This is a genomic window from Nonomuraea diastatica (genome assembly GCF_004349015.1).
Taxonomy (GTDB): domain Bacteria; phylum Actinomycetota; class Actinomycetes; order Streptosporangiales; family Streptosporangiaceae; genus Nonomuraea; species Nonomuraea diastatica.
In genome coordinates this window covers 84921-102203 of the sequence record NZ_SMKP01000001.1, presented here as the reverse complement: position 1 = coordinate 102203, position 17283 = coordinate 84921, and the positions used below count along the sequence as shown (strand labels likewise).

Annotated in this window: 14 protein-coding genes; 5 read left to right on the top strand and 9 right to left on the bottom strand. The window is 70.2% G+C overall.

The features are described from left to right. Positions 1-10: 10 nt before the first annotated feature. Positions 11-370, bottom strand: coding sequence for a MerR family transcriptional regulator (locus tag E1294_RS00515; RefSeq protein ID WP_132503605.1), 360 nt, complete (start codon positions 368-370; stop codon positions 11-13). A 135-nt stretch (positions 371-505) separates the two neighbouring features. Here E1294_RS00515 and E1294_RS00510 point away from each other — a divergent pair, with 135 nt between their 5' ends. Next, positions 506-1429: an aldo/keto reductase gene (locus E1294_RS00510; RefSeq protein WP_132503604.1), complete on the top strand. Its 924-nt coding sequence runs from the start codon at positions 506-508 to the stop codon at positions 1427-1429. Between the two features lie 57 nt (positions 1430-1486). Here E1294_RS00510 and E1294_RS00505 read toward each other — a convergent pair whose 3' ends face one another. Beyond that, complete coding sequence (locus E1294_RS00505; protein ID WP_132503603.1) at positions 1487-2125, bottom strand: TetR/AcrR family transcriptional regulator; 639 nt, start codon at positions 2123-2125, stop codon at positions 1487-1489. 76 nt (positions 2126-2201) lie between these two features. Here E1294_RS00505 and E1294_RS00500 point away from each other — a divergent pair, with 76 nt between their 5' ends. Next, entirely contained in the window at positions 2202-3515 is a 1314-nt protein-coding gene (locus tag E1294_RS00500) for a GH1 family beta-glucosidase (RefSeq protein WP_132503602.1), read from the top strand. On the opposite strand, the gene E1294_RS00495 is transcribed toward E1294_RS00500, so the two are convergent. Further along, positions 3497-4393, bottom strand: coding sequence for a coiled-coil domain-containing protein (locus tag E1294_RS00495; protein WP_132503601.1), 897 nt, complete (start codon positions 4391-4393; stop codon positions 3497-3499). The two genes, E1294_RS00500 and E1294_RS00495, sit on opposite strands and share 19 nt — an antisense overlap. 204 nt (positions 4394-4597) lie before the next feature. Here E1294_RS00495 and E1294_RS00490 point away from each other — a divergent pair, with 204 nt between their 5' ends. Both E1294_RS00490 and E1294_RS00485 read left to right on the top strand, forming a co-directional pair. Further along, positions 4598-7624 carry a M14 family metallopeptidase gene (locus E1294_RS00490; RefSeq protein ID WP_246082727.1) on the top strand — a complete coding sequence of 1009 codons (3027 nt, stop codon included), beginning with the start codon at positions 4598-4600 and terminating at the stop codon, positions 7622-7624. Between the two features lie 123 nt (positions 7625-7747). Next, positions 7748-9181 carry an aldehyde dehydrogenase gene (locus E1294_RS00485; protein ID WP_132503600.1) on the top strand — a complete coding sequence of 478 codons (1434 nt, stop codon included), beginning with the start codon at positions 7748-7750 and terminating at the stop codon, positions 9179-9181. Positions 9182-9493: 312 nt separating this feature from the next. Here E1294_RS00485 and E1294_RS00480 read toward each other — a convergent pair whose 3' ends face one another. The 4 genes from E1294_RS00480 to E1294_RS00470 form a co-directional block, all read right to left on the bottom strand. Next, complete coding sequence (locus E1294_RS00480; protein WP_246082726.1) at positions 9494-10312, bottom strand: alpha/beta hydrolase; 819 nt, start codon at positions 10310-10312, stop codon at positions 9494-9496. A gap of 10 nt (positions 10313-10322) precedes the next feature. Next, positions 10323-10634 carry a response regulator transcription factor gene (locus E1294_RS56995; protein WP_281284349.1) on the bottom strand — a complete coding sequence of 104 codons (312 nt, stop codon included), beginning with the start codon at positions 10632-10634 and terminating at the stop codon, positions 10323-10325. A 653-nt stretch (positions 10635-11287) separates the two neighbouring features. Next, complete coding sequence (locus E1294_RS55370; RefSeq protein WP_165977009.1) at positions 11288-12757, bottom strand: ATP-binding protein; 1470 nt, start codon at positions 12755-12757, stop codon at positions 11288-11290. A gap of 140 nt (positions 12758-12897) precedes the next feature. Beyond that, positions 12898-13641 (bottom strand): AMP-binding protein, encoded by a 744-nt coding sequence (locus E1294_RS00470; protein WP_165977008.1) that lies wholly within the window; start codon positions 13639-13641, stop codon positions 12898-12900. Positions 13642-13826: 185 nt separating this feature from the next. Here E1294_RS00470 and typA point away from each other — a divergent pair, with 185 nt between their 5' ends. Continuing rightward, entirely contained in the window at positions 13827-15677 is a 1851-nt protein-coding gene (typA, locus tag E1294_RS00465; protein ID WP_132503597.1) for a translational GTPase TypA, read from the top strand. A gap of 106 nt (positions 15678-15783) precedes the next feature. Here the strand turns inward: typA and E1294_RS00460 are convergent, their stop codons facing one another. Continuing rightward, positions 15784-16434 (bottom strand): DUF2461 domain-containing protein, encoded by a 651-nt coding sequence (locus tag E1294_RS00460; protein WP_132503596.1) that lies wholly within the window; start codon positions 16432-16434, stop codon positions 15784-15786. 35 nt (positions 16435-16469) lie between these two features. After that, positions 16470-17255 carry a polysaccharide deacetylase family protein gene (locus E1294_RS00455; protein WP_132503595.1) on the bottom strand — a complete coding sequence of 262 codons (786 nt, stop codon included), beginning with the start codon at positions 17253-17255 and terminating at the stop codon, positions 16470-16472. Positions 17256-17283: the final 28 nt, after the last annotated feature.

Here is a 17283-nt window from a genome sequence, read left to right as displayed (position 1 = left end):
AAAGCCCGGGCTAGATGAGACTGCGGTAGTAGGAGATCTTGTTACGGATGTAGCTCTGCCGCTCGCCGAGGTTCGCGATCTGCGCCCGCACCTGGTCGTCGTGCTCCTCCAGGAGCTTGATGCGGTCGGGGATCGTGTGGTCGCCCGCGCGTACGAGCTCGGCGAAGCGGAGCATCTGGGCGATGGGCATGCCCGTGTCGCGCAGGCAGCGCAGCGTGCCCAGCCAGCCGATGTCCTCCTGGCTGAACCGGCGTTGCCCGGCCGCGTTCCTGCCGACGCGCTCCAGCAGGCCGATCTTCTCGTAATAGCGCAAGGTGTCGATGCTGAAGCCGGTTTCCTGCGCGACTTGGGCGGGTGTGTACACGCTCATGTGTCCTCCTCCGCCGGCCACATCCGGTCGTGACGCTGCTCCACGCGCCCAAGCATCCCACCTGGAGCGCACTCCAGGTCAACCGGTCCGGCGGGGCTTGACACGGAGTGCGCTCCAGCTCCCAAAGTCAGACCCATGAACATCGCCATCGGCACGATTCCCTTCGGCACGACCGTCGACCTGCACGACACCTTCGCCATTCTCGACCGGTTCCACGAGGCGGGCGGCACCATGCTCGACACGGCCAACAACTACCCGTTCTGGGTGGAGGGCCGCACGGGGGACGAGAGCGAGCTGGCCATCGGCAAGTGGCTGGCCGCGCGGGGCAACCGCGACGAGATCTTCATCAGCACGAAGGCCGGCGCCCGGCCCACCGTCCCCGGCGACACCACCCTCGACTCGGCCGAGGGCCTGTCCGCCCCTGTCGTCGCCAGGGCCGTGGAAGGCAGCCTCAGCAGGCTCGGGACCGACCACATCGACCTGTACTGGTCGCACATCGAGGACCGCTCCGTACCGCTGGAGGAGACCCTGGGTGCGTTCGACGAGCTGGCCCGGAAGGGCAAGATCCGCGCGGCGGGGGCGAGCAACATCGCGACCTGGCGGCTCGAACGGGCCAGGAACATCTCCGCCGCGAACGACTGGATCGCCTACACCTACGTCCAGCTCCGGCACACGTACCTGCGGCCCCGGCCGCTCACCAGGCCGGCGGAGGCGGGGCACACGCTGGCCTCCGACGAGACCTTCGACTACCTGGCCGCCGAACCGGACATGACGTTGTGGGCGTACAACACGCTGATGTTCGGCGCGTACACGCGTCCCGACCGGCCCATTTCCGAAATGTACGATCATTCGGGCACGACCCGGCGCCTGGCCGTGCTCCACGAGGTCGCCAAGGAACTGGGCGCGACCCCGAACCAGGTCGTCCTCGCCTGGCTGATGGCCGACGGCATCGTCCCCATCGTCGGCGTCTCGACGATGGCCCAGCTGGAGGAGGCCATCGGCGCCGCCGACCTCAAGCTGGACCAGGACCTCCGCGCCCGCCTGGACTCCCCCGTGTGACCTGGCTCCCGCGCCCTCACGGCGGGGCCACCGGCGCGAGTGCCGAGTGGGTGCTGCTCAGGGGAGGTGGTCGGCGAGGTAGCGGCGGACGAGTTGCTTGCACTCGGCGATCAGCCTCGCGTCGCCGCGGGGATCGGTTCTGAAGGCCAGTTTGAGCACCGCGTCCGTGGCCTCGACCGCCACCAGCAACGCCCGGTCCAGGCCGGGGCCCACGGGCGCGCCCAGGAGTTCGAGGGTGAGCCTGCGCAGCCGGTCGGCCACCACCGCGTTGTTCTCGTGGGTGCCGTCGAGCGCCTGCTTGCTCCCCTCCACCGGAATCCCGCCCGTGGTGACCAGCACCTCGCCGAAGTCCATGACCGAGAACCCGGGAGTCGTGCGCTTCATGTCGACGAACTCGTCGACGGCCAGGTCGACGAGGTCGGTCCAGTGCGAGGGGTCGGCCGTCGCGACGCGTTCGGTGATGCGCCCGAGGAACGCCTCCAGGTTGCGCCTGGCCAGCGCCCGCACCAGGCCCTGCTTGTCGTGGAAGAACTGGTAGAAGGTACCGATCGGCACCTCGGCCCGGCGAGCGACCTCCTTCGTGGTCAGTGCGTCGTAACCGACCTCGTCGAGCAGGAGCGCACACTCGTCGAGCATCCGTTCCACCCGTTCCAGGCTGCGGCGCTGGGCGGGACGGCGGCGCAAGGTACTCGTCATGGTCACCATCCTGTCCTATTACCGGCAGAAAAGGTCCATTACCGTGGCTCGGTAACGTGAGCGAGGAGAGCCTGGAATGTTCCTGTGGGGCACGGCCACCGCGGCCTACCAGATCGAGGGCGCCGTCCACGAGGACGGCAGGGGTGTCTCCATCTGGGACACGTTCGCGCACGAGCCCGGCCGGACCCGAGACGGCCACACCGGCGACGTGGCGTGCGACCACTACCACCGCTGGCGCGAGGACGTCGCACTCATGTCGGGTCTGGGGCTGAACGCCTACCGTTTCTCGATCGCCTGGCCGCGTGTGCAGCCCACGGGCTCGGGCGCGGTGAACGAGAAGGGGCTCGACTTCTACGACCGGCTCGTGGACACGCTGCTGGCGGCGGGCGTCCAGCCGGTGCCGACGTTGTTCCACTGGGATCTCCCGCAGGCGCTGCAGGACCGCGGCGGGTGGATGAGCCGCGAGACAGCCGAGCGCTTCGCCGAGTACGCCGCGATCGCCGCCCGTCGCCTGGCCGACCGTGTCCCACTCTGGATCACCCTGAACGAGCCGTTCGTGCACATGGCCTTCGGCTACGCCATGGGCGTGCACGCTCCCGGCCAGGCCCTCATGACGGACGCGCTCCCCGCCGCCCACCACCAGCTGCTCGGCCACGGCCTGGCCGTGCGGGCGCTGCGCGCGGCCGGAGCCCGGCAGGTGGCGCTCACCAACAACTGCACCCCGGTCAGGGCGGCGTCGGCGGACGAGGCCGACGTCAAGGCCGCCGAGGCGTACGACACCCTGCACAATCGCCTGTTCAACGACCCCGTGGTGCTCGGCAGATATCCAGATCTGTCGGCCTACACCGCCGCCCTCGACTTCCTGCAGGACGGCGACCTGGAGACCATCGCCGCACCCCTGGACGCCCTCGGGATCAACTACTACCAGCCGACCCGCATCGCCGCCCCCACGGCCGAAGGGCTGCCGTTCACCGACGCGGGCATCACCGGCCATCCGACCACGGCCTTCGGCTGGCCGGTCGTCCCCGACGGCCTGCGCGAGCTGCTCACGGGCCTCACATCCCGGTACGGCGCCGCCCTCCCCCCGATCCTCGTCACGGAGAACGGCTGCTCCCAGGACGACGTGCTGACCGAGCACGGCACCGTCGAGGACGCCGGGCGCATCGCGTTCCTGCGGGGCCACATCGAGGCGATGCGGCAGGCCATGGCCGCAGGCGTCGACGTGCGCGGCTACTTCGTCTGGTCGCTGCTGGACAACTTCGAGTGGGCCGAGGGCTACCACCAGCGCTTCGGCCTCGTCCACGTGGACTTCGCGACCCAGCGCCGCACCCCGAAGGCGTCGTACGCGTGGCTGAAGGAGTTTCTCGCGGGTCAGAACACCGACACGTGAACGTGGTCGTAGTGGTTGGCGGTCACCCCGCCCCGGTTGGACATCGGGTCCCAGCCGCCGCCCGAGCGGATGTCGTAGTAGCGCTGCTTCCAGATGATGTACATCACGCCGAGCCTGGCGCCGTTCTTGATGAGCCACGCCGCGAGGGCGTCGCCGTTGGCCGCGTCGGCGCCGCCGGCCATAGTGCCGCCCCTGGACATCATGAAGTCGCAGGCCCGGCCCTTGCCGTGTTCGCCGGGGTCGCCGGGGCGCAGGCAGCCGACGCCGTACTTCATGGGGAAGTTCTGCATGATCTCCGCGCGGACCGAGACCATGCGCTGGGTCAGGCCCTCTGACCCGCCGGGCTGCTGGAAGCCGTACTTGGAGAGCAGGCGCTGGACCTCGCGCCGCTTGCCCTGCATGGCCTTGATCTCCTTGCGGAGCTTCTCGATCTTCTCGTTGGCCTTGAGCTTCGCCTCCTTGTGCTTCTTGATCAGCCTCTGGATGCTCCTGACCCGCTCGGTGCGCTCGTTGGCCATGTAGCCCATGTTGGCGGCCTGGCCCAGCATTTTGTACGGGTCTTCGTTGGGCGCGATCAGCCGGAAGTTGTCGAGCGGGCCGACGATGTAGGCGGTCTGCGCGATCCGGCCCACTTCGGCCTGGGCCGCCTTGAGCTTGGCCTCCAGATCGCCGGAGGTGTCGGTGGCCTTCTTCGCCTGGATCCTGATCTCTTCCAGGATCTGGATCTGGCCGCGGTACTGCTCGCTGAGCCGGGCCGCCTGCTTGGTGAGTTTGCGCAGCTCAGCGGGCGAGGGGTCGGCTGCGGCCGGTTGTCCGGGCTGGAGGCCGAGCAGCCCGGCGAGGACGGTGACAAGAACGGCGAAGCGCCAGATCCTCACACCCGCCCCCTCCCCTCATAGACGGACCGAAACTATAGAAGATGATCTTGATCTCTGTCATCCGAACGACCGAACTGCCGCACCTTTGGCGATGATTCTGGGCATTTGTCCGGCTCCGGGACGAGCCAGCAAATTGGGCCTTGCGTAGATCGCTCCAAACGTCAAGATGACGGCGAACTCGTCTCTGCGAAGGGGCAGACACCCGTGTCTCGATCATCGATCCTCGCCGCCGCCGTGATCCTCGGCCTAGGCACGTCCCTCGTGGCCACCGCGCCCGCGCAGGCGTCCGTGGACCCGCTGCCGGCCCGTGACCGCATCGAGCTCTACCAGCTCGACAGCCCGCCGGGCACCGCCCAGACCCTCAGGGAGAAGGGTTTCGACGTCGTCCAGCACGAGATCAGGGACGGCAAGGAGCACATCGAGCTCACCGCCGCCAAGGACGACCTCGGCACGCTGGAGAAACTCGGCCACGAACCCGCACCCGTACGCAACCAGCGGGGCCAGAGCCAGCTCGAGGCCGCCAGGGCGCAGGCGGCGGGCGGCTACACCGTCTACACGTCCTACTCCGAGCCCGGCGGCATCGCCGACCAGCTCAGGGACATCGCGAAGGCCAACAGGGACATCGTCGAGCTCCAGTCCATCGGCAAGTCGCTGAACGGCCAGGACATCCTGGCCGCCAAGGTGACCACGGGCGCCAGGCTGCTGCCCGACGGCATCAAGCCCTCGACCCTCTTCTCGGCCACGCAGCACGCCCGCGAGTGGATCACCACCGAGGTCGACATGCGGCTGCTGAAGTACGTCATCGCCAACAAGCGCGCGCTCAGGGACCTGCTCAACAGGACCGAGTTGTGGTTCGTGCCGGTGGCCAACCCCGACGGGTACGACTTCACGTTCACCGAGGGCAACCGCCTGTGGCGCAAGAACCTGCGCGACAACAACGGCGACGGCCGGATCACCGGCGCCGACGGCGTCGACCTCAACCGGAACTTCCCCACGAACTTCCACTACGACGAGGAAGGCTCGTCGAGCATCCCCAGCAGCGAGACCTACCGCGGCACTGGCCCGGCCAGCGAGCCCGAGACCAGGGCCATGGACGGCCTGCTGCGGCGGGTCAGATTCGAGATGCAGCTCAACTACCACTCGTACGGCCCGCTGCTGCTCTACCCGGTCGGCGTGCAGATCGCCACGGAGACGGCCGACAACCCGATCTACGAGGCGCTCACGGGCGACGACGCCAAGCCCGCCATCCCCGGCTTCGACCCCGACCTCGGCGCCGAGCTGTACACCACCAACGGCGACACCAACGACCAGGCGCACTTCCGCTACGGCACGCTGTCGTGGACGCCCGAGCTCAACGAGGGCTGCGACGGCTGCGGCTTCGTCTTCCCCGACGACGAGGCGCTGGTGCAGGCGGAGTTCGAGAAGGGCCTGCCGTTCGCGCTCGACGTGGCCAGATCCGCGGTCGACCCGGTCGAGCCGGTCAGCCATCTGGGCAACACGACCCCCGACTTCGTGCTCGACCCGTTCGAGGTCAGCCACGGCAAGAACCAGGTCGTCCAGGTCAACGCCAAGCGCAGGCTGGGCCCGGTCTTCCTGAACTACCAGGTCAACGGCGGCCGTACCCGGGTCGCCCCGACACACGAATGGAAGGGCGGCGAACGCTACGGCGACGGCTACGACCGCTACTACCACCGGCTGCGCGGCAAGATCACCGCGACCAGGGCCGGCGACAAGGTGAAGGTCTGGTTCAGCTCGATCGGCAGGAAGAGCGACAGCTTCACCTACACCGTCGCCGACGACATCGGCGGCAAGGTGCTCGTGCTGGCCGCCGAGGACGTCACCGGCATCAGCCCCGACCAGGAAGGCACGGAGGCGAAGTACGCCGGCGAGTACGCCGCGGCGCTGAAGGCGGCCGGCTACTCCTCCGACGTGTACGACCTGGACCGGATGGGCCGCAAGGCCCCGCACCCGCTCGGCGTGCTCAGCCACTACAAGGCCGTGGTCTGGGAGACCGGCGACGACGTCATCCCGCGCTCCGCGGGCCAGGTGCCCGGCACCACGTCCAAGGCCGGCGTGGACACCGAGCTGGCGGTCCGCGACTACCTGAACGAGGGCGGCAAGCTGCTGCACGCGGGCAAGTACGCGTCGTACGCGGCCAACGGCAACGGCCTGTACTTCTACGAGCCGGACCAGCCCGGGAACCCCGAGTGCACGGAACCCGGCGACCCGCCCTGCATCCCGGTGTTCAACGACTTCCAGCAGTACTGGCTCGGCGCCTACGTCTATTTCGACGACGGGGGCACCGACCACGGCACCGGGCAGCCATTCCCCCTGAAGGGCGCCGCCGGCGCGTTCGAGGGCTTCGAGGCGACCCTGGAGCCGGGCCACACCAACGCGTTCGTGGCGACCTCGGCGATCCTGCCCGCCGACCGGTTCCCGCGCTTCGCGAGCTCGGCTCCGATCAAGTGGGCCCGGCCCGGCAGCCCGTTCGACCCGCACTCGGGCTCCTGGGACGTCTACAGCGGCATCGCCGACGTGTCGTGGAAGCGGCTGACCAAGACCGTCGACCTGACCGGCAGGAGCGGCGGCGAGCTGTCGTTCTGGACGTCGTACGACATCGAGAGCGCCTGGGACTTCCTGACGGTGGAGGCCAGGACGGCGGGCGGCGACGACTGGACCACGCTGCCGGACGCGAACGGGCACACCTCCCAGGACACCGGCGACAGTTGCGACGTGGAGAACAGCGGCGGCTGGCGCATGATCCATCCGTTCACGCAGCGCTACCAGGGCGCCGGCTGCGAGCCGGCCGGGACGTCCGGCGCCTGGCACGCGGCCTCCGGCACCTCGGGTGGCTGGCAGCAGTGGAAGATCGACCTGACCCCGTACGCGGGCAAGCAGGTCGAGGTCTCCGTCTCGTACATCACCGACTGGGCCACCCAGGGCGCGGGCGTCTTCCTCGACGACTTCGCGCTCACGCTGGACGGCGCGGTCGCCGAGGAGACCTCGTTCGAGGCGGACCTGGGCGGCTGGAGCGTCGGTGACCCGCCCGAGGGCTCGGCGCCGTCGACCAACAACTGGTTCCGTACGGACCAGCTCTTCGAGGAGGGGGGCGGAGTCGTCACCAAGGACACCGTCTACCTGGGCTTCGGCGCTGAGAGCGCGATCGGCGAGGACGCGCGTACGGACCTGGTCGAACGGTCCATGCGGCACCTGCTCGGCGATCCTCGCTGACAGCGGCGGAGGGGTGCGGCGCACCGGCCGCACCCCTCTTGCGTGCGCGTCCAGAACATGGTTCGGTCACCTTGAGGCATCCCCAGAGCAAGCAAGCATTCGGTCAAGCAGGAGGCTCACGACATGCGCCAGCACGACAAGCTGTTCATCGGGGGCGAATGGGTGGCCCCAGCGGGCACCGCAACGATAGACGTCATCTCCCCGCACACCGAGGAGGTCGTCGGCCGGGTGCCCGACGGCACGCCCGAGGACGTGGAGCGCGCGGTCGCGGCCGCCAGGCAGGCGTTCGACCACGGGCCGTGGCCCCGGATGACGTTCGCCGAGCGGGCCGAGGTGATCAGCAGGCTGGCCGCGATCTACAACGAGCGGCAGGGCGAGATGGCCCAGCTCATCACGGAGGAGATGGGCTCGCCCATCACCTTCTCCAACCTCGCGCAGGCGCCCCAGCCGCTCGGCATGCTGCAGTTCTACGCCGAGCTCGGCAAGACGTTCGAGCAGGAGGAAGAGCGGCCAGGGCTGTTCGGCCCGCTCACCGTGCGCAGGGAGCCCGTGGGGGTCGTGGCGGCCGTGGTGCCGTGGAACGTGCCGCAGTTCGTCACGATGACGAAGCTCGCGCCCGCGCTGCTGGCCGGCTGCACGGTCGTTCTCAAACCGGCGCCGGAGACGCCGCTGGACGCGTACCTGCTGGCCGAGTGGGCGGTCGAGGCGGGCCTGCCCGCGGGCGTGCTCAACATCGTGCCCGCGGGCCGCGAGACGGGCGAGCACCTGGTCTCGCACGCGGGCGTCGACAAGGTGGCCTTCACCGGCTCGACGGCGGCCGGCCGGCGCATCGCGGCCATCTGCGGCGAGCAGCTCAAGCGGGTCAGCCTGGAACTGGGCGGCAAGTCCGCCGCCATCATCCTCGACGACGCCGACCTGGCCGCCGGCATGGGCTTCCTGTCCATGGCCAGCCTCATGAACAACGGCCAGGCGTGCGTGGCCCAGACCCGCATCCTGGCCTCGCGCAACCGCTACGACGAGGTCGTGGACGCCATCGCGAACATGGTCGGCTCCCAGCCCGTCGGCGACCCCGCCGACCCCACGACCGGTATCGGCCCGCTGGTGGCCAAGCGGCAGCAGGAACGCGTCGAGGGCTACATCAAGATCGGCATGGACGAGGGCGCCAAGATCGTGGCCGGCGGCCTGGAGCGGCCGTACGACCGGGGCTGGTACGTGGCGCCCACCGTCTTCGCCGGCGTCTCCAACGACATGCGCATCGCCCGCGAGGAGATCTTCGGCCCGGTCCTCGCCGTGATCCCGTACGACGACGAGGCCGACGCCGTCCGCATCGCCAACGACAGCGACTACGGCCTGGCCGGCACGGTGTGGACGGCCGACACCGACCACGGCATGGAGGTGGCCCGGCAGGTCCGCACCGGGACGTACGGCGTCAACTGCTACATGCTGGAGACCAACGCGCCCTTCGGCGGCTACAAGGCCAGCGGCATCGGCCGCGAACTCGGCCCGGAGGGGCTCAACGGCTATCTGGAGTACAAGACCATCGCCCGGCTCGGCTGACCGGACGGAAGGAGGGCCCCGCGGCCGGCCGCGGGGCCCTCGTCGTGCGGAATGTGCACCCAGCGCGCCCCCGCAACGCTAGGTGCAGATCCCGCCACTCGCAGTGCATACCCCACTCCCCCGGTGATCCACCCGATGGAGGCACTGAAAGTGCGGATCGCCTTACCCATGGTGATCCGCCGGCGGCGAGCCACGCTGGGCGACCGCCTGACTACTGAAGTATGTCCCATGGTCACCGTCACGACGGCTTCCGTCCCCAGGGACTTTCTCCCAGCGGTTTTTATCCATCCGCCCTAGGTAGACGTGTATTACTCACGAAAAGTTCGAAGAGATCCATTTGCCAATTTTGCCGATGAGTTCGGGGGTGGCGGCGGTCTCCGCGTGGCCGTACCCCGGCTCGATCCAGAGCTCCTTCGGCTCGCGCGCGCCGTCGTGGAGCTGGTGCGCGTGCTCCACCGGGAAGAACGTGTCGGCCTCGCCGTGGACGATCAGCAGCGGCACCGGTGTGATGAGCCCCGCGGCCTCGTGCGGCGGCATCGGGATCGGGTCCCAAGCGCCGGGCGCGATCCTGGTGCGCTTGACCAGCCGGGCCGCCAACCGGCCGGCCCGCCCCTCGATGGCCCAGTGCACCTGCCGCATCGGCCTGGTGCCCCGGTAGTACCACCGGGCCGGGCCGCTCACCGCGACCACCGCGTCCACGCCGCGCATCAGCCCCGCATGGCGTACGGCCACCGCCGCCCCCATGGAGAAGCCCACGACCGCGACCCTGGAGTAGCCGACCATCCGGGCGTGCCTGACGGCGGCGTCCACGTCGAGGATCTCCGCGTCACCCACGGTCGTCAGGCCGCCAGAACGGCCGTGGCCGCGAAAGTCGAAGGCCACCACGCCCCCGTAACGGCTCAGCACGTGCACGATGCGGCGCGCGGCCCGCTCCCGCCACGAACCGGTGAAGCCGTGCGCCACCACGATCCCGACGTCCAGGGGCCCGACGTCCAGGGGCCCAACGTCCAGGGGTCCTGACGGCGCCGGATCGGCCCCGGCGGCGGGCAGTCTGGCGGGGGTGTGCGAGGCGTCGATGCGAACCCCGTCCACGGTCCTCAGCATGACGGGGAAGTTGGGCGCGAAAGGCATGAAGACGAGCTTAGGTTCGCTCCGCGTCCATCCCGTGCTTGGCCGCCCACACCGCGATCTGGGCGCGCGAGTCGAAGCCCAGCTTCTCCATGATGTTGGCGACGTGCCTGGCCACGGTCGCCGGGCTGATCACCAGCTCCAGCGCGATGACCCGGTTGCTCATCCCCCGGGTCAACAGCCCCGCGACCTGCCGCTCCCGACCGGTCAGCCCGTCGTAGCGCAGGCCAGGAAGCGCGGAGGACCCCGGCGGCCCCTGCGCGGCCGCCCCGGATCGAGCGCGGTCGAGCGCCCGGGCGGCCACCTCCTCGGGCGTCTGCTTCATGCCCTGGGCCCACAGCAGCGCCACCCGGCCCTCACCGAGCCGCGCGCGGGCGAGAGCCAGCAGTTCCTGGACACGGCCGGGCGCGCCGAACTGCCCGATGGCCTCGCGCAGCGCGGTGGCCGCCGCCGCGGCCGACACCGCGCCCTCGATGTCGTCCTGCGCCCTGGCCAGCGCGGACAGCGCCATGAGAGCGCGGACGATCCCGCGCCGCTGGCCGGTCTGCATGCTCAGGGCCAGTCCGTCGGCCACGTGCTCACCGGCGGTCGCGAAGTCGCGCAGCCCGGCCGCCACTCTGGCGATCTTGGTGTTGCAGCGGGCCAGCTCGATCCGGTTGTCCATGTCCGCGAGCAACGGCAACGCCGCGGCGTGGTGGAACATGGCCGTCTCCAGGTCTCCGGCAGCCTCGGCCACCGCGCCCAGATGGGTCAGCGCCCTGGCCAGGGTCCAGTGGTGACCGGTCTTCCTGGCGATGGCCAGCGCCTCCTCGCCGTAGCGCTGGGCCTGGCGCAGGCGGCCGTGGAAGAGCGCCAGATTCAGCTGGGCGATCCGGACGGTGGCCAGGTTGAACAGGTCGTCGTGGGCGGTGGCCGCGGCCTGCAGCTCGTCGAGGTAGGCCAGGGCCTCCTTGCTCTTCCCCCTGCGAAAGAACACGGTCAGCGCCACGCAGTAGTTGATGCCGAGCCAGTGCGCGTAGGGGTGTCTCTTCTGCTCCTCGATGGCCCGCACGACGAGCTCCTCCGCGCGGGCCAGCTCGTCGCCGAGCTCCAGCCCGTACGCCAGGCCGCCGTTGGCCACCGCCACCAGCTCGGGCGGCACCTCCGACAGATCGAGCGCGAGCAGCCGCTCGTGCCAGCCGACGCTCTCGCCGAGGTCGCCGCGGACGGCCTGGATCGCCAGGGCCGTGCTCGCCAGCCGCAGCCCGAGCACCGGCTGCTCGGACTCCACCGCCCAGTCGACGGCCGCGCGGCAGTCGTCGAGCAGGGACCGCCCCTGGTGAACGCCTGCTTGATAGCCGTCCAGGACATCCCGCGGTTGAGCGAGTCAGCGCCGTAGCACTGCTCCAGTTCCCCGCAGATCACGCGCAGGTGCTTGTCGCGCAGCTGTGCGGCCTCGCCCGCCTCCTCCAGGCGCTCGGCGGCGTACTGCTTGATGGTCTCCAGCAGGCGGTAGCGGCCGGCGGCGCCGGGGTGGAGCACCAGCGACTTGTCGACCAGGGCGCTGAGCAGGTCGAGCACCTCGGCGCCGCGCAGGATGCCGCCGTCCGCGCACACCCGCTCGGCCAGCTCCAGGTCGAACAGCCCGGCGAAGACCGACAACCTGCGCAGCAGCACCCGCTCCCTGGGCGTGAGCAGGTCGTGGCTCCACTCGACGGTGGCGAGGAGCGTGCGCTGCCGGGCGGGGGCGGTACGGTCGCCGGTGGTGAGCAGCCTGAACCTGTCGCCGATGCGGTCGGCGATCCGGCCGGGGCTCAGCAGGCTGGTACGGGCCGCCGCCAGCTCCAAACCGTCGAGCGCGCGGCACAGGCGTACGACGTCGTCCATGTCGCCCGGGACCCCGCGCGCGCCGGCGGCCAGCGCCCGCTCCACGAAGAGCAACACGGACTCGGCGTCCGGGTGGTGGTCGTCGGGCAGTTCGAGCGGCGGCACCCGCCACACCAGCTCGCCGGGGATGCGCAGGGGCTCGCGGCTGGTGATCAGGAACGCCGGCTCCGGGCACTCGGCGATCAGCTCGGCCACCAGCTCGGCGCACCGCTCGACCAGGTGCTCGCAGTTGTCGAGCAGCAGCAAACGGGGCTGACCGCGCAGCCTGGCCGCCACCGTGTCGAGCAGCGGGCGGCCGGCCTCCTCGCGCACGCCGGCGAGCTCCCGCTCCACGAGCTCGGGACGGCCGACCCCGGCCAGCTCCGCCAGCCAGACGCCGCCCGGGTAGGAGGACAACAGCCCGGCGGCCGCCCGCAGCGCGAGCCGGGTCTTCCCGATGCCGCCGACCCCGCACAACGTCACCACCCGGGTCTCGCCGATCAGCCGGCGCAGGTCGCCGACGTCGCGTTCGCGGCCCACGAACCGGTTGGGCTCGGCGGGGAGGTTGTGCCGGGGCAGCTCGGACATGTGGTCACCCCGCATCGCAGAAGGATCACACTTTCCGACAGTGTCGCACTTTCCCCGCCGGGAGACCTGCGCATCGGACCGCGCGCTCATGTCCTCCCCCGGCCATCGACGCGGCGGCGCGAACCAGGGCTCAGCGCGGCGGCGGCCCATCGCGATCACAGGCCGAGCGAGCTCACGACCGTCCTTTCGTCGACGACGCGCAGCGCGGGATTGCCGAGCAGCCTCCTGGCCAGGTCGTAGGGCGCGACGACGACGCCCGCCCCCCGCTCCTGGGCGAGCACGCGGCAGCCGACCAGGCTCGGCTCGTGGGCGACCACGACGTGGGCGCCGGACATCATGGCCAGGTCGATCACCCGCAGCCCCCTGAACGGATCGTTGACCGCGCTGATCAGGACGTCGTCCTTGGCGATCGCCACCCGCGTGGCGAGCCTGCGCAGGTCGCCTGCCAGCTCGTCGTGGTCGAACACGCGCCGGCCGTCGAACGTGAGCGCCGGACCCGCCAGCGGCCCGAACTCCACCCCGCGCTCGTCGAGCAGCTCGGCGAACGGCTTGGCCCCCTCGACCGGGAGGAAGGAGTAGACCTGCTCGACCTGCGTGGCGGCGGGGTCGTAGTTGCGCTGGGTGATCATCATGCGGGCGGAGCCGGAGGCCGCGAGCACCGCGACGCCACCCGCCCAGGCGACGGCGTGGATCGCGACCGGCAGCGCCGCGCCGGGCGGGACGTTGACGATGACCCGCTCGCCGTAGCCCAGGCCCTGACGGCGCAGGCCCGCCGCGGCACGGGTGACCCGCTTGACGAACATCGCGTACGACAGCACCTCGCCTGTCCGGACATCGCTCACCGCCGGCCGTTCGCCCCGGGTCGGCGCCGCGGCCATCACCAGCTCTGTCCAGGTCATGCCGTTAATGTAGGGACCCTGGCCACGATTGCCATGCGCACAATTGTGCAACCGGCTATGTACGTGAGGCCCGCCGTCGTCCCGCTCGCGCTCGCCACCAGCGCTCGCCATCAGAGGGGATCAACTAGACTTAGTGGGTCGCGACTTCGCGCGGCCGCCTTCACGACACAGAGCGAGACCTCATCATGCCTTTGAACAGCCGCGACGACCTGCGGAACATCGCGATCATCGCGCACGTCGACCATGGCAAGACCACGCTGGTCGACGCCATGCTCTGGCAGTCCGGGGCCTTCCGCGCCAACCAGGACGTCGACGACCGCGTCATGGACTCCAACGACCTCGAGCGCGAGAAGGGCATCACCATTCTCGCGAAGAACACCGCGGTCAAGCACAGCGGCATGACCATCAACATCATCGACACTCCCGGCCACGCCGACTTCGGCGGCGAGGTCGAGCGCGGGCTCTCCATGGTCGACGGGGTCGTGCTGCTGGTCGACGCCTCCGAGGGGCCGCTGCCGCAGACCCGCTTCGTGCTGCGCAAGGCGCTGTCGGCGAAGATGCCGGTCATCCTGTGCATCAACAAGGTCGACCGCCCCGACGCCCGCATCAAGGAGGTCGTCGACGAGGTCTATGAGCTGTTCATGGATCTCGACGCCACCGAGGAGCAGATCGACTTCCCGATCGTCTACGCCTCGGCCAAGGCGGGCAGGGCCTCCATGGAGCGCCCCGACGACGGCGGCATGCCCGACTCGGGAGACCTCGAGCCGCTGTTCGACATCATCAAGTCGACCATCCCGGCGCCGACCTACGACCCGAGCGCGCCGCTCCAGGCCCACGTCACCAACCTCGACGCCTCCTCCTATCTCGGCCGCATCGCGCTGTGCCGCATCCACCAGGGCGTCATGCGCAAGGGCCAGCAGGTGGCCTGGTGCCGCACCGACGGCACGATCCAGCGCGTAAAGATCACCGAGCTGCTCATGACCGAGGCTCTGGAGCGCAAGCCGGCCGAGGAGGCGGGCCCTGGTGACATCATCGCCCTCGCCGGCATCCCCGAGATCATGATCGGCGAGACGCTGGCCGACCCCGACGACCCGCGCCCGCTGCCACTCATCACGGTCGACGAGCCAGCCATCTCGATGACCATCGGCACCAACACCTCGCCCCTCGTGGGCAAGGTCAAGGGCTCCAAGGTCACCGCGCGCATGGTGAAAGACCGCCTCGACAAGGAGCTGGTCGGCAACGTGTCGCTCCGGGTGCTGCCCACCGAGCGGCCCGACGCCTGGGAGGTGCAGGGCCGCGGCGAGCTGGCGCTGGCCATCCTGGTCGAGCAGATGCGCCGCGAGGGCTTCGAGCTCACCGTCGGCAAGCCGCAGGTGGTCACCAAAGTGGTCGACGGCAAGGTGCACGAGCCCGTCGAGCGCCTCACGGTCGACTGCCCGGAAGAATACCTCGGCGCGGTCACCCAGCTCCTGGCGGTGCGCAAGGGCCGCATGGAGCACATGACCAACCACGGCACCGGCTGGATCCGCATGGAGTTCGTGGTCCCGGCGCGCGGCCTGATCGGATTCCGCACGGAGTTCCTCACCGAGACCCGCGGCACAGGCCTGGTCCACCACGTCTTCGACTCCTACGAGCCCTGGTTCGGCGAGCTGCGCACACGCAACAACGGCTCGCTGGTGGCCGACAGGTCCGGCCCGGTGACCGCGTTCGCGATGCTCAACCTGCAGGAGCGCGGCACGCTGTTCGTCTCCCCGACGACCGAGGTCTACGAAGGCATGATCATCGGCGAGAACTCCCGGTCCGACGACATGGACGTGAACATCACCAAGGAGAAGAAGCTCACCAACATGCGCTCCTCCACCAGCGAGGAGACGGAGAAGCTGATCCCCCCGCGCGTGCTCTCCCTGGAGCAGGCGCTCGAGTTCATCCGCGAGGACGAATGCGTGGAGATCACTCCTGACGCCGTGCGCATCCGCAAGGTGGTGCTCGACGCCGCAACCCGCGGCCGCGCGGCGGCCCGCGCCAAGCGCTCCTGACCGGAGCCGCCACATGGCGCTCCGGTCAGGAGCGCCGCACATGGCGGCGGCCTCCGCGTCGGTGAGCGTGGCGGCGGCCTCCCGGTCCGGCCGGCTGGGCGGGAGTTCAGCGGGGCGGCAGCTCGCTGCCTCTCACGTGGGTGCAGAGCCACTCGACCAGGGGCCCGAAGTCACGCCACGTGCCCGCCACCCGCTCGCGCACCTGCGGCGTGTGCACCCACGGCTCCGGCTCGAACCGCATCCCCGCGTGGAGCGACCTGTGCCGCAGCAGCTCGATGCGGGGGTGGTCGGCGTCGAAGCCGCGCGGCCTGGTCTTGAGCCGCTCGCCCTGAAGCGTGTATCCGGCCGCCTCCAGCGAGCCGGTGATCGACTCCAGCGGCTTCCCCGACAGGTCTTCGTCAACGGCCGCGCGATAGCGGGCGACCTGGTCGGGGGCCTTCGTGTAGACGCCGCCCGCGGTGAACAGCCCGGCCGCGCTCAGCTCCACGTAGAGCCCGATGCCCGGCATCAGGTCGACGAACGCGCCCTGATGCGTTTTGTACGGCGACTTGTCCTTGGCGAAGCGCACGTCACGATGGGGCCGGAAGAGCTGCGCCGGCCCGAACTCCGCGGCCAGCTCGTCGGCGAGCGCGAGCATCGGCTCTCGCACGGCCTCCTCGTAGAGCTGTTTGTGCCGACCGAAATAGGTCTTCGAGTTGTCAGCCTCAAGACCCTCGTAGAACAGGAACGCCTCGTCGGGAAAGCCGGTGAACCCCATGCGCCAAGCCTGCCATGCCACCCATGCGCCCCGGGTCACCGCCTCATGTACTTTCTCCCCGGCGCCGGGCTCCGGTCGCCGTACAACTCGGAGACCGTGACGAACGTGAAGCCCCTTCTCGTGAGCGCGTCGAGCAGGGCGGGCACGGCTTTCACGGTGGTGCGGTGGATGTCGTGCATGAGGATGATCGATCCGGGCGTGGCCCGGCCGGCCCGCCTGGCCACGATCCTGGGCGTCCGGTCCCGCCAGTCGAAGGTGTCGACATCCCACAGGATCTGGGCCATGCCCGCGCGGCGTGCCTCGGCCGCGACGTGCCGGTCCGTCAACCCGTACGGCGGCCGCATCACCCGCATCCTGACCCCGGTGAGCCGGCGCACGAGGCGGCCGGTGTGCCGCAGCTCCCGGTGGAGCTCCTTGCGCGTCAGCTCCGACAGCGCCTGGTGGCTCCAGGAGTGGTTGCCGATCTCGTGCCCGTCGGCCACGATGCGCTGGACGGCTCTCCCGCCGCCGGCGGCCACCATCTCCCCGACCACGAAGAACGTCGCCCTGACGTCGCGCTCGTTCAGCAGGTCGAGCAGCCGGCCCGTGTGCTCGCCCGGGCCGTCGTCGAAGGTCAGGGCCACGCACTTCGCCAGAGCGCAGTCGACGTGGCGCGGCCAGTCGGCCTGCATCGACGCCAGCCGCCTGGCCAGGACGGAGGGCTCGATCGGCGGCGGCTGGACGGGCACGATCGGGAGCGCCGGAGGATGGGCGTGCACCACCACCTGGGTGGCGAAGCTCACCAGAGCCAACAGGGCCAGCGGCAGAGCCCACCCGCGCATGCGTCCCCCCGAAACACCGCGTACGGGG